Source organism: Enterococcus sp. 2201sp1_2201st1_C11_2201SCRN_220225 (assembly GCF_040925905.1).
Lineage (GTDB): Bacteria > Bacillota > Bacilli > Lactobacillales > Enterococcaceae > Enterococcus_C > Enterococcus_C asini_A.
This window is the reverse complement of sequence record NZ_JBCOJC010000025.1, coordinates 24260-37660: the sequence shown is the minus strand read 5'-3', so window position 1 is coordinate 37660 and position 13401 is coordinate 24260. Positions and strand designations below refer to the sequence as shown.

Annotated in this window: 15 protein-coding genes; 3 read left to right on the top strand and 12 right to left on the bottom strand. The window is 42.0% G+C overall.

What is annotated here, in order from left to right; translation table 11 throughout:
- On the bottom strand, positions 1–478 hold a 478-nt coding region (locus AB5754_RS08185; protein ID WP_368259543.1), incomplete at its 3' end, for an amino acid permease.
- 45 nt (positions 479–523) lie between these two features.
- Positions 524–1396, bottom strand: a complete 873-nt coding sequence (locus tag AB5754_RS08180) for a GRP family sugar transporter (RefSeq protein WP_368251594.1) — start codon at positions 1394–1396, stop codon at positions 524–526.
- A gap of 339 nt (positions 1397–1735) precedes the next feature.
- On the opposite strand from AB5754_RS08180, the gene AB5754_RS08175 reads away from it, so the two are divergent.
- Positions 1736–2200 carry a DUF2975 domain-containing protein gene (locus AB5754_RS08175; protein WP_368251595.1) on the top strand — a complete coding sequence of 155 codons (465 nt, stop codon included), beginning with the start codon at positions 1736–1738 and terminating at the stop codon, positions 2198–2200.
- 10 nt (positions 2201–2210) lie between these two features.
- On the top strand, positions 2211–2429 hold the full coding sequence (locus AB5754_RS08170) for a helix-turn-helix domain-containing protein (protein WP_368251596.1): 219 nt from the start codon (positions 2211–2213) through the stop codon (positions 2427–2429).
- Positions 2430–2519: 90 nt separating this feature from the next.
- Here the strand turns inward: AB5754_RS08170 and AB5754_RS08165 are convergent, their stop codons facing one another.
- The 10 genes from AB5754_RS08165 to AB5754_RS08120 all read right to left on the bottom strand — a co-directional run bounded on the left by AB5754_RS08165 (position 2520) and on the right by AB5754_RS08120 (position 11882).
- Positions 2520–2744: a hypothetical protein gene (locus AB5754_RS08165; protein WP_368251597.1), complete on the bottom strand. Its 225-nt coding sequence runs from the start codon at positions 2742–2744 to the stop codon at positions 2520–2522.
- 123 nt (positions 2745–2867) lie between these two features.
- Entirely contained in the window at positions 2868–4517 is a 1650-nt protein-coding gene (locus AB5754_RS08160) for a phosphoenolpyruvate carboxykinase (ATP) (RefSeq protein WP_311833927.1), read from the bottom strand.
- Between the two features lie 230 nt (positions 4518–4747).
- Complete coding sequence (locus tag AB5754_RS08155; protein WP_311833926.1) at positions 4748–5338, bottom strand: LysM peptidoglycan-binding domain-containing protein; 591 nt, start codon at positions 5336–5338, stop codon at positions 4748–4750.
- A gap of 204 nt (positions 5339–5542) precedes the next feature.
- On the bottom strand, positions 5543–5989 hold the full coding sequence (dtd, locus tag AB5754_RS08150; protein WP_368251598.1) for a D-aminoacyl-tRNA deacylase: 447 nt from the start codon (positions 5987–5989) through the stop codon (positions 5543–5545).
- 3 nt (positions 5990–5992) lie between these two features.
- Positions 5993–8200, bottom strand: a complete 2208-nt coding sequence (locus AB5754_RS08145; protein ID WP_368251599.1) for a bifunctional (p)ppGpp synthetase/guanosine-3',5'-bis(diphosphate) 3'-pyrophosphohydrolase — start codon at positions 8198–8200, stop codon at positions 5993–5995.
- A 108-nt stretch (positions 8201–8308) separates the two neighbouring features.
- Positions 8309–8980, bottom strand: coding sequence for a deoxyribose-phosphate aldolase (locus AB5754_RS08140; RefSeq protein ID WP_368251600.1), 672 nt, complete (start codon positions 8978–8980; stop codon positions 8309–8311).
- Complete coding sequence (locus AB5754_RS08135; RefSeq protein ID WP_368251601.1) at positions 8981–9736, bottom strand: 16S rRNA (uracil(1498)-N(3))-methyltransferase; 756 nt, start codon at positions 9734–9736, stop codon at positions 8981–8983.
- 4 nt (positions 9737–9740) lie between these two features.
- Entirely contained in the window at positions 9741–10685 is a 945-nt protein-coding gene (prmA, locus tag AB5754_RS08130; RefSeq protein WP_368251602.1) for a 50S ribosomal protein L11 methyltransferase, read from the bottom strand.
- 14 nt (positions 10686–10699) lie between these two features.
- A complete protein-coding gene (locus tag AB5754_RS08125; RefSeq protein ID WP_368251603.1) occupies positions 10700–11191 on the bottom strand; it encodes a DUF3013 family protein in 492 nt (163 codons plus the stop codon).
- Positions 11192–11237: 46 nt separating this feature from the next.
- On the bottom strand, positions 11238–11882 hold the full coding sequence (locus AB5754_RS08120) for a DNA-3-methyladenine glycosylase (protein ID WP_368251604.1): 645 nt from the start codon (positions 11880–11882) through the stop codon (positions 11238–11240).
- A gap of 147 nt (positions 11883–12029) precedes the next feature.
- On the opposite strand from AB5754_RS08120, the gene AB5754_RS08115 reads away from it, so the two are divergent.
- A complete protein-coding gene (locus AB5754_RS08115) occupies positions 12030–13319 on the top strand; it encodes a replication-associated recombination protein A (protein WP_368251605.1) in 1290 nt (429 codons plus the stop codon).
- Positions 13320–13401: the final 82 nt, after the last annotated feature.

Here is a 13401-nt window from a genome sequence, read left to right as displayed (position 1 = left end):
CTACAACAGCTGCTACTACGTCCACATAGGTCCCGGCTTCCGCATTGTAACCTCCCGTAAGTGCAGTGGGTAAATTCAGCCCCAAACTACCGAGAAAGCCTTGGAAATATCCCGACCAACCGGAAGCAACGGAAGCAACTGCCAGCATGAATTCCCAAAGTAAGAACCAACCGGCAAACCACGCCACTACTTCGCCAAAGACTACATACAAATAGGAATAGGGTCCGCCTAGTATCGGTACTCGGGAAGCAAATTCTGCAAAACACAAGCCCGATAAGATAACCACAATCGCTGCCACCACAAAAGAGATGGACAATGCCGGTCCTGCATAGGTAGCCGTAGCTTGCCCGGTAATTACAAAAATCCCCGTTCCAATAATCGCCCCAATGCCTAACATAATCAAATCTTTCAAGGTCAACGTGCGCTTCATGGCACCTCGTTCATTGGGATCAAATGTTTTTTTACGAAAGAGTTCCATAATAGTTCCTTTCTTACAGAGAAAAAGAATTCCTCTATCTAGTGATTAAATACTCTTCATATATCCTAAGAGCATACCACCAAGGATAACAAAAACACAACCTAAAATAACATAAAAAAGTTCTTTTTTGGTTTTTCTTTCGCCTAATAGGAAAATTCCTCCCAATGTGGAGATGATAATCCCCATTTGAGACAAGGAGAAACTCACCGCAAGGCCTAATGTTTGAATTCCCAAAAGCATACAAATATTTCCAATGCCCCAAAGCAAACCTGAAACGGTATTTTTCAGAATAAAACGATCATAGCGAATATCTTTGAAAGTAAAGACAAAAGCACCGGCAGCCATCCCCACACTTTGGGGTAAAATCACTGCAGCAGGATCTAATTTGGCCCAAGTAATAATAATCGTATAAGCACCAAAGCCTAATGTGGACAGTAACAAGGCTCGAAACCCCTTACCAAAATCAAATAGTTGACGATCTCCAGCTAAAGACTGATCCCGGTCTGGGTCTTGTCGCGATGTGTAAAAAGAGCCTGCCATTAAGAGTAACAAGGCAATACCGCCTAGTAGAAAATCTTGGCCTTTGCGCCATTCACCAAATAATAGTGCACCCGCAATAGTGTTTAAAATCAGCTGCATCCCCGTGGATACCGGCAATCCTACCGAAATTCCCATAAAGTGCATTCCTTGAAATTGTCCTCGTTGCCCAATACTCCAAAAAATACCAGAGATAAAGCCAAAAATAACCGTTGCCACCGTCATGGTCGGCTGGATAATAAAAAAGACTACCAATGAAAAAACAAAGGCCCCAATGGTCATGCCCAGTGTTTGTTGATTGGCAGTGCCCCCCATTTTGCCACTGACTAAGGCAATACTCCCCCAAGCAAACATGGGGATCAATGCAATTACTAAATCCAAAACTAGCTCTCCTTTTCAATCATTCTATTAAAAATAATTACTTTTTTTTGACACCCGAATAGTCTACCAGTGAAATCGTTTTTGTCACAAGTGTTTTCTACTTAAATTTTCCAGGAATTTAAAACAATTCACAAGAAGCCCACCTTTAGTCGGTTGCAGTTAATTCACTACTTACTCAGAAAAGATTGCATGTCCTGTATTATTTCTTATGACAAATGATGCTCAACAAGGTCAAAACATTAAAAATCAATAGAAATATATCGAAAAACGATATATTTCTATTGAAATTCAATCTTAAAACCGATAAGATAAGGCTATCAAATTCACGAGGTGTCCATTATGGCAAGAAAAGTCAACTTATTAAAAATAGCATTATTACTAATTGGATTCTTAGCACTTTTTATGATTACCGGAATCGCGATTCAATTTTTTCAAGCAACCGATAAAAATCTCGTAGTCAGCCTATTTTTTCTAGTAATCGTAGTTGCAGTTCTCTTAGGCTTGCGAGTTTTATTCTTTTTAAATCGCATTTTGAACTGTATTAAAGGGCCAGAAGCATTTTCTAGCAAAACGTTACACCTCGTTATCAAAGTGAAAAACACTATTTTGGTAATTGGTGTGGTTATGCTGGGTATCCTGCCTTTTTTCTATCATGTTGCCGATGTGGAAGATGCCCCTGGAGTGATGGTAATTGGTTTCATTATCCTGTTGATACCCTTTACTGCCTATATCTTTTCCCAAATTGTAGAAGAGTTATTTAAAAAGGCCACCACCATACAAGTGGAAAGCGATCTAACCATTTAGGAGGAAAACCATGTCAATTCTAGTCGATTTAGATGTGATGTTAGCCAAGCGAAAAATGAGCGTAAATGAACTATCAGCAAAAATTGGCATCACTCCCGCGAATGTTTCCATTTTAAAAAACAATAAAGCCAGGGCCATTCGTTTTTCCACTTTAAATAAGATTTGTGAAGTGTTGGACTGTCAGCCCGCTGATTTATTACGGTATGAAAAGGACAGTTTACAGGAATAAAGAATACTGTCATGAAAAAAAGCAACGACCAAAACCGCTCCTAATCGAATTAGGGTAGCTCTTGGTCATTGCTTTTTTATGATCTTTTATTTATGGCATCTGATTATTCGTATCAAGAAACGTTGCAGGAGGCACATCCTCAATGATTTTTTCCAGAGCTGACTTATCTTCTGGCTTTTCTTCCTCTTCATCCTCCACAACGGGTTCTTCATCTAGATTTAGTTCTTCTTCCATTTCATCCAATTTTTCAAAAGTGTCGTCGTTTTTGGCTTCTTTGGCTAACTTTTCCAAGTTTTCTTTGTCTGGCTCGCTCATAAAAATTCCTCCTTATGTGGTTCACCTAACTGTCTTTGCCAACAACCAACCTCTATCAATGAAGGAAGGATTGCTACATTAATGGTACCATGATTAATTCCAGAAAGCGAAGAATCTGCCAGTCTATTCCAATTCTTGAATGACTCTTTCCATTAAAGCTCCGGCTTCAACAGGTAGAGCATTGAAGCCTTCATTTTCAGTTGCTTGAGCCTGAATGAATTCTAAACGACTTTCCATGCGCCCTCTCAAAGCTTTTACATACGCCGCATCTTCAAAGTCCACTTCAAATCCTGCCACTGGCAAATAACTCATCCCCGCCAGCGGGCCAAATGGTGCAAACTCAGCTTTTGCTTCCACAATTTTTTCAATAGAACCTAATGTGTCTTTAGGCGTTACCTTTTTCCCTTTATAAAATCCAGTATTCAAGATATAACAGTCTGTTTGATTTTCTTCAAAGAGAGTTTTAAAGTCCTCAAAGTCTTGTCCTAATGGGTACACTCTAAATGGATTGGCATAAGGTTCAATGACCAGTTTGTCCATATCCACATTACCTACCACATTTTCAGCGGTGCTTCGCTTTGTAGCCAAAGTCAAGCCAAAGACTGCCGCCAAGACTGGATCATCAATTTTAACAACTGGTGGCAAACTGTCGTCTTTCATAATCCAAAAGATGGCATCAATGGAAGAGCGTAAATGATCTACTCGATTAGGTGTCACATAGCGAGATTTCACCGTACGACCATTGCCGTTGCGAATATCTTGCGTCACGATAACTTTCTTACCCGTATCATCTAAGGTAACTCCCACATTTTGACAAGTGATAAAGTAATCTACCGCCGGATCCTCCAAGGGATAATCCTGAGTCTTATCAAAATAGGCTGGTTCCAAAGCCGTGGTGGAGCCATCCGTTTGGTTAATCACAAAAGCATCATCATGAAGAACCTTCACTTGATATTTGTCTCCGTGTTTTGCCAAAGTAATGGTAGATTTTCCTGATCCGGAAAGTCCAAAAGCTGCCATGGTAAATTTTTTATCTGGCAATTGATACTGTTTCATCCCCCCGTGACAAGCTACATAGCCATTTCGATGAGCGGTAGCCCATGCCAATGTCAGTGTTGCTTTTTTCAATTCCCCGAAATAGTTTAAGCCTAAAACTGCCGCCACATTGTGCTCTGGATCAAAGAGAGCCAGACCATGGGGGAAATCAGGATGACGCCAATCTGGATCTGCGTATAAAAAGATGTCCGCCTCAGGATAAGCTTTCGACTCTTGGTACAGCTCCCGCCACTCTTGGGTCATAATTTGGAAATTCAATAAATAAGAATAGAAGTTTGTTTCATAGTGTTCTGGCAATAAGAGATGGGCTTTCACCATAAAATCCTTATCTAAGCCCACTACTACTTCTCCAGCATAGAATTTTTTATGGGTTCCTTGGAACATTGCATCTCGTAATATCCCTGCATACAAGGTCTTATCAATCCCCGGTTGTCCAATTACTCTGCGAGCCGCCGCTGTTCGTCCAGTCACCTTGCCATCATTAAAGACGATGACCTTAGCGTCTTGTGGCAAGCCCAAATCTTCCGTGTGACTGACGGCCATATCCGTAATCACCGCCCCCGGAGCGTCTTTTGCTAATTGATACGCACTGGCTAAATCCGTAATTCGTTCCACATTATTCCCATAAAAAGCGGATTCTACCAATGTTTTGAAACTAGAAAATAAGTTGTTGTCAGGGGTAATCGCCCCTCGCGAAAAAGTGCCAACAGTTGCCATCTTATAATTCCTCCTAACTTACATTAAAATTACAGCGTTTACATACTAACAACTTAATTATAATACAACTGGTAAAATGTGTCCTGTCTTTTTAAAGTTTTGTCTTGATTATCCGGATTCGTATACTCTTTATCATTTAATAACGTGGATTAAATGATAAATTTACCATTACTCCACAAAAAAAACGATTGATCCGTAGACCAATCGTTTTTCATATTAAAATTTAACTCTTAATACCAGCCGTTTGCTAACCAGAATGCTTGGGCTGCTTCCCATGAACCATAACGTTGTGCCACATAGTTATCTGCAACCCGTTCTTGGTTGGCTTCAGAATAGTCACCATTCAAATAAGAAGAGTCTAATTGGTAACGACCAACATAGCGACCGTTCGTAGCGGAGTAAGAACCGCCAGATTCTTTTTGGGCAATCCATTCTTTAGCAGAGCTTGATGTACCAGTGTAAGTCGTCGTAGTTGTCACAACGGTTTCTGCTACTACTGGCTCTGTATAAGTTTCCACAGGCGTTGTTGTCGCAACTTCTTCACTAACAGGAGTGCTTTCTACCGGTGTAGCTGCTTGTCCGTCAGTTGGAATTGTTAATTTTTCGCCTACATAGATTAAGTTAATATCGTCAATTTTATTTTTATCTGCAATTTTTTCAATTAAACTATTATCGCCAACGAATTGGTGGGAGATAGTAGACAGAGTGTCACCTGCTTGAATCGTGTACAATTCATCAGCAGAAGCTTCTTTAGCACCTACAAACATTGCAGCTCCAGCAGATAAAGTAACGCCTAGTAAGATTGTTTTAAGTGATTTCATGATCATTCTCCTTTGTTTTCTTCAACGGTACTTACTTTACCACTAGAAAACATTTCATGAGTGAAATTCCTTTTACAATTCATTACAAAAACACGACTTTGATAATACTTGTAACCTCCCTGTAATTTTTTTGCTTCATTTTTGGTTAAAAAAAGCCGCTATCTCTGAGATTTTTCAAAGATAGCGGCTTAAAATGGATTCAATTTATTTATCTAAAGTATCTAAAATAATCGTCACCGGACCATCATTAACCAAAGAAACCGCCATATTGGCGCCAAATTCCCCAGTGGCAACTGGAATTCCCGCTTTGATTAAGCCTTCATTAAAAGCATTGTATAAAGGAATCGCAACGTCAGGTCGAGCGGCTTTAACAAAACTTGGACGATTGCCTTTTTTCGTATCAGCATACAGAGTAAACTGAGAAATACTCAACACACTGCCGTCTACTGCAGCAAGATCTCGATTCATTTTCCCGTCTTCGTCTTCAAAAACACGCATTAAGCTGATTTTACGCACTAAGTAGTCCACATCGGTTAAGCTATCTTGTTCATGAATTCCTAAAAGTACCACAAAACCCACGCCGATTTCACCTAGAACGGTGCCATCTACAGTGACATTGGCTTCTTTTACTCGTTGAATTACTGCCCGCATATCCTACCCCCGGGTGCGCCGGACGCTATAAACGTCTGGTATTTGTTTAATTTTATCCACGATGGATTTCAAATGATTGAGATTTTGAATGCTTACTGTTAAACGAATGGTGGCCATCTTTTCTTTATTCGTACGGGCTTCCACACTTTGCAAACGTTTAGTCAAAGCATTTACCGTCTGCAAGACATCATTTAATAAGCCACTACGATCGTATCCATAAATTTCCAAATCCGCATCATACTCTTTGGAATTATTTGCGGTATCTTCCCATTCCACTTCAATCAAGCGCTGTTTTGCGTCTTCTGATTGCACATTGGGACAATCGGCCCGGTGAATGGAAATCCCGCGGCCTTTGGTAATATAGCCTACAATTTCATCTCCAGGAACCGGATTACAACAGCGGCTAATGCGAATTAAGAGGTTGTCTACCCCTTCGATGACGATGCCCCCTTCATGGCGGACTTTCATCTTCTCTTTTTTCTCCGCGGGCTGGTTAACCAATTCTTGGACAGCTTGTTCTTTTTTCTCTTTTTCCCGCTGTTTTCGTTCTTCCACAGACAATCGGTTGGCCAATGATGTAGCACTTAATTCCCCGTACCCAATGGCGGCGTAAAGATCATCTTCACTTTGGTAATTGAAATGTTCACAGGCATCTTTGACTTTGTCTTTTGAAAGCATTTCTTTTGGTACAAAATCCATTTCCTGTAATGTTTGATACAGGCTGTCATGGCCTTTTTGGATATTGCCTTCTCGATCTTGAGCCTTGAAAAAGCGTTTGATCTTATTCTTCGCTTTACTAGTGGTAACCAAATTCAACCAATCTCGACTAGGGCCAAAGGAATTAGGAGATGTTAAAATCTCGATGATATCGCCATTTTTTAACTTATAATCCAGTTGCACCATTTTACCGTTAACCTTGGCACCAGTGGTCTTATTGCCAATATCTGTGTGAATGCTGTAAGCAAAATCCAAGGGGCCGGAGCCTTTCGGCAATTCGGTGACATCTCCTTTAGGGGTAAACACATACACCTTATCAGAAAAGATATCCCCTTTGACTCCTTCCATAAACTCAGGAGCATCATAAGCATCATCTTGGAGTTCCAAAATTTCTTGGAACCAACCCACTTGATGGCTAATCTTGTCTTCGGAAACTTTTTCCGTGCGGCCTTCTTTATACGCCCAATGCGCCGCTACCCCAAATTCGGCAATTTCGTGCATTTCATGGGTGCGGATTTGGATTTCTACAGGATTGCCTTTAGGCCCAATCACCGTAGTATGCAAGGACTGATACATATTGGCTTTTGGCATGGCAATGTAATCTTTAAAACGTCCCGGCATCGGTTTCCATTTCGTATGAATTGTACCTAGTACGGCATAGCAATCTTTAATGGAGTCCACAATCACACGAATCGCCAACAAGTCATAAATCTCTTCAAACTTCTTCTTTTGGTCAACCATTTTTCGATAAATCGAATAAATGTGTTTGGGCCGACCATAGATTTCTGCGTAAATTCCCAGTTCTTCTGTAGCTTCCCGAATTTCTTCCACCGCTTCGGCGACATAGGCTACCCGTTCATCTCGTTTGGTTTGCATCAAATGAACAATTCGGTAATACTGTTTCGGATTTAAATAGCGCAATGCGGTGTCTTCTAATTCCCATTTAATTCGGCTAATCCCTAAACGATGAGCTAAAGGCGCATAGATTTCCATAGTTTCTTTGGCAATCCGTCGTTGCTTGTCTTCTCGTAAATGCTTTAAGGTGCGCATATTGTGCAAGCGATCCGCTAATTTCACCATGATGACCCGTAAATCTTGGGCCATGGCTAAAAGCATCTTGCGGTGATTTTCCGCCAGTTGTTCTTCATGGGACTTATAGGTGATTTTCCGCAGTTTGGTCACGCCGTCTACAAGCATGGCCACGTCGCTACCGAATTCTCTCTTTAAATCATCTAATGTAACCGGGGTATCTTCCACCACATCATGTAAAAAACCTGTGGCCACTGTATGAGGGTCCATATGTAACTCTGCCAAAATACCGGCTACTTGAATAGGATGGATAATATAAGGTTCGCCAGATTTACGAAATTGACCGTCGTGAGCTTTGGTGGCAAAATCTAAAGCTTTTTGCACAAAGGCTACATGTTCTGGACTCATATAGTTGCTGACAATCTTTATGACTCCTGGTCCACTTAAAATCGTTTCTTTACTCATGTTTGGCACCCTCCTTTCACTCTATGGTGTTAAATCGGAGAAAATGCCGTCAAACAAGGCTTTTCTCCTGAAAATGATTAGCATTATTATACACGGGGCAAGCCTAGATTACAATTGCTCCAGGTTTAAGTAAGCCAAACTGACTAAGTCTAACTCTCCAAAACGAGTAATGCCAATCCGGCTAACTCCTTTTTTCACTAAAGTTTGAATGTCCGTAGCCGTTACCTCTTCCAAATTTACTTGTAACTGTAACTTGTCTCCCCCATCAAAAGAAAACGTCTCCGCATCATGAAGGGCATCGGCAAAGGACGTCCCTTCTTCTAAAACCAACCACTGCCAGCCTAATTCATTCATTCTCGGCAATAAAGCCAATTTTTTAATCTCTGTCAGTTGGTCGGCAGCTACTCGCGTCCGAATTTCACCCCAAGCTAAGGAAATTCCTCGCAGCGCTGCTTCTAAGTCCTGCACCAGTTGTGGTTGTTCCAAAAGGGTGAAACTCGTTACCGACAGCTCCAAAAAATCGGCTCCTTCTTGAAAAGAACGTCCAGCTTCAAAGGCTTTTTTGGCAACAGTGCCACTTCCCAATGGATAATCCACCACCGTACCAATTTTAATTTGGGTCTGGGCTAGTAATTGTTTGGCACGACGCAATTGATTAGGCAAGACAACCACTTCTCGTATCTGATTTTCTTTTCTCAACTTCATCAAAAGATCTTTAAATTCCCAGTCTTTCATAGTCGCATCTAGTAACCGTAAACTAACCACTTCACTTACTTTCATTTAGTTCTCCTTTGCTAATTCCAATTGATAACTAACCGCACTTAGTAAATACAAAGGTGCCGTTTCCGTACGTAAAATCCGGGGGCCTAAACCACATAACTGTCCTCGGGCTTCCGTTAACGCCTTGATTTCAGCGGGCATAATGCCTCCTTCTGGACCAAAAATAGCGAGTACTCGCTCTCCTGTCCGAACTTGGCTCAGCACTTGGGCTAACTTGGCAACTTCGCCTGCTTTGGCACTTTCTTCATAGGCTACTAGTACCCAATCATAATCAGCTACTACCGTCAACAGTTCCTTAAAACTAGTCAACAACTGAATGGCAGGTGTTTTTTGCCGTTGGGATTGTTCGGCGGCTTCTTGAGCAATTTTGGCTAACCGTTGCTCTTTTTTGACTAGCTTTTTCCCATCCCATTTGACCACTGAAGCTTGAGCCGGAAAACCGATAAAGGCGGTTGCTCCTAGCTCCGTTCCTTTTTGCACAATCCATTCCAGTTTGTCCCCTTTTGGATAACCTGAGGCAATGGTCACAGCAATGGGCAGTTCTTTTTCCTGTTGCTCTTTGGCGACTTCTTTTAAGGCTACTGATTCTGGAGCCACTTCGGTAATTTCAGCAATAATCGCAGTTTGATCGCAAAAGACCAGAAAAACCCTGTCTCCTGATTTCATACGCATTACCCGAATCATATGATGAAAAGCTTCCCCAGAAACTTCATAGGGGCCTACCCCATAAGGTTCTTCTAAAAAATAGCGTTGCATGAATTTACTCCTCAGCTTTTTTCAAAATAATGGCATACCAGTCTTGTTGCTTAAAGAGCTGATCCACTTCAAACCCTTGGGCAGCCATCGCTTCTAACACCTCATCCACTTTATCATGGATGATGCCAGAAACTACAAAACGGCCATGGGGCTTCAATAAGCGATACGCATCAGGAATCAACAACAAGATGATTTCCGCCAAAATATTTGCCACGATAACGTCGGCTTCTTCTTCCACACCATTTAAAAGGTTATTGGCATAAACTTCTACGTCTTTCGCTACTGGATTCATATCTAGATTTTCTTTTGCAGAGCGCACCGCCACTTCATCTAAATCATAGGCGGTAACTTTATCGGCACCGAGATATTTTGCCGCAATACTCAAGACCCCGGAACCAGTGCCTACATCCAGTACCCGTTCTCCCCCCCGTAAGATAACTTCTAAAGCTTGCAAACTCAGGCGGGTGGTTGGATGAGTGCCGGTACCAAAAGCCATCCCCGGATCTAAGGTGATCACTTTTTCTTCAGCAGACTCTGGGGTATAAGACTCCCAACTTGGCAAAATGGTCAAAAACCGTGTGATTCGTACCGGGTGATAATATTTTTTCCAAGCGGTAGACCAGTCAGCATCGGAAACTTCCGTAATCTGCCAGTCATTTTTCCCAATGCTCAAGCCAAAAGTAGGCAACTGGGATACTCTCGACTTCATAAAAGGCAAGATTTCCGGTAAAAAGATAGTTTCAGGAAAATAAGCTGCTACCCGCGCGCCTTCTGTTAAATCGGTCAATGCACTTTTGTTGGCAATTTCCCCAAAAGCATCACTCTCCCAGTTTTGAGCGTCTAGCGCATCTTCAATCGAAACCCCACTTGCCCCTGCTTCTACTAATATATTGGCCACGGCTTCTACGGCTTCACTGGCGGTTTCGACTTTCACTTCATACCATTTCATAATTGTGCTCCTTTTTAATAACTTGGATAAGGCAAGTATTCTTTGCCGGTTTTGATTTTTTCTGCTACCACTTGTTTAAAAGTTTCACGATCCCATTTCAATTCAAAAATTTCTTCTGAATCTTCTGCTGAACTATTTAAAAAGTCTAATAAATCACTTAGACCTTCATCTAAGACATCTTTTAAATAGCTCACGAAAGCCGCAAGCTCTCCTTCTCGTAACCCTTTTTTACCTTCGTAGGGATAAACTGCTAAATAATCGGTGGCCTCATAATTCGATTTTTTCGGATCTACCAATAAAATCCCATCTTCAAACTCAATCACTGCTTCATCAGAAATCACACCATCCACATCGTCTAAAGTCAACGTCTCAGGATTTTCTGCATATAGCCGAAAGATGATTTCAATGCTGTGATTTTTACGATTCCAATCTAAGCCCACTTCATAATCTGCTAATTGATTCGCCAATTGTTCTTCTAAATAACTCACCATGGTTTTCTTTGCCATCGTCGACACTCCTTTTAAAAAGACTGCTTCAATCAATCTTTTTCCTTTACTCTTGCCAGCCCCAATCTGGACTGATCTCTTTTTTCAGCTGTTTGGTAACATAGGGATTGCCTTTACAGACAAAGCGCAAAGGCAAAGCCGTCCACTTGCCTTTATTGGGAATCCCGATACGGGGTAAAACCAAAATTTGTTTTGGTTGCCGCTTTTTTTCTGGTACCAAATGCAAAGCACTAGTAAAAATTGACTGTCCATATAAGTCAAAGGGAACGTTTAAGGCGCTCATGAGTTTTCCCGGACCATTGGTTAAATCAACACCACTTTTGCCGCCTCGATTCTCACTCATTTTTTCCATATACTGACGTTCTGGTTCTAAAGCGCGAATCATCACCCCTTGAGGCAGGCCAGCTTCTCTGGTGACCATATTTAAAATCACTTGGCGATGCATGTGATAGAGGTAAATACTCCCCGCTTCTTGGTACATGGCGGCCACTCGTGGGGTTTTTCGCAAACCAAAACTGTGGGCCGCTTCGTCTTCTGGCCCTAAATAAGCCTCGCAGTCCACAATCCAACCACCTAACTTACTACCATCAGGCAATGTGTGTTCCAAATACATCCCCACTAAAGCTTGAGCCACAGTCGGGGTATCTTCATTTTGAAATAACTGACGTATCTCCGTCATACTTTCTGTCATTTTCTTCACCAATGCTTATTTTACACGATTATTCCCAGGGTTACCATGGATTCAATCCAAGTCATCAGGAAAGTCTTCAGTGCTGTTGGTACACAAGACGTGTTATACTGACTAAAGAGAAAAAGAATGACAAAAGGAGGTTTTTTCATGGAAAAACCCTTAGCCTATCGCATGCGCCCTCGCACCTTAGACGAAGTGGTGGGCCAGCAACATTTGGTAGGCCCCGGAAAGATTATCAATCGCATGGTCAGTGCTAAAATGCTTTCTTCCATGATTCTCTACGGGCCTCCAGGAACCGGAAAAACCAGTATTGCCTCGGCCATTGCCGGCTCTACCAAGTACGCTTTTCGCATGTTAAACGCTGCTACAGATACGAAAAAAGACCTGCAAATCGTGGCAGAAGAAGCCAAGATGAGTGGTACTGTAATTTTACTTTTAGATGAAGTTCACCGTTTGGACAAGACCAAGCAAGACTTTTTACTGCCCCATTTAGAATCAGGACGGATTATTATGATTGGCGCCACTACGGAAAATCCTTACATCACTATTAATCCCGCCATTCGTAGTCGAACTCAAATTTTCGAAGTTAAACCCTTAACAGAAACGGATATTTTAACCGCTGTAGATCATGCGCTAACCGATAAAGAACGGGGGTTAGGCGAGTTTCCTGTACAACTAGACGATAATGCCCGCTTGCATCTTTCTCGAGCTACTAATGGGGATTTGCGCAGTGCTTTAAATGGTCTAGAACTCGCTGTGCGTTCCACCCCAGCAGATAGTGATGGCATCATTCACTTAACTCTAGAGGTGATTGAAGAATGTATTCAACGAAAAGCTCTGACCCACGATAAAAATGGCGATGCCCATTATGATGTGATTTCAGCTTTTCAAAAATCCATCCGTGGCAGTGACGTCAATGCTGCCTTGCATTACTTAGGCCGTTTGGTAGAAGCTGGGGATTTGCCAATTATTTGTCGCCGACTAATGGTGATTGGCTATGAAGACATTGGACTAGCTAACCCGGCAGCAGCCGCTCGCACGGTCAATGCAGTGCTGGCTGCTGAACGCTTAGGGCTACCAGAAGCACGGATTCCTTTAGCGGATTGTGTAGTAGATCTCTGTCTTTCTCCTAAATCCAACTCTGCCTACGTAGCACTGGATTCAGCGATTGCCGATATCCGCACGCAAGGAGCCGGAGATGTGCCGGATCATCTGCGGGACAGCCATTACCAAGGGGCCAAAGATTTAGGCCGGGGACTGGATTACCAATACCCTCACAACTTTGAAAAAGCCTGGGTGGATCAACAATACTTACCGGATAAATTCAAAGATAATCAGTACTATCAGCCTAAAACCACAGGTAAATACGAAGCCGCCTTAGCCCAACAACAAGAACGAATTGAACAATGGCGCAAAGAAGGCCGACAAACAAAATAACCACTTACAAGCCCAAAGATAGCGCTTTCTAAAAATTGAGCCATTCTTATTGCCAGTTTTCCGACCCTGTGCTACTATGTAA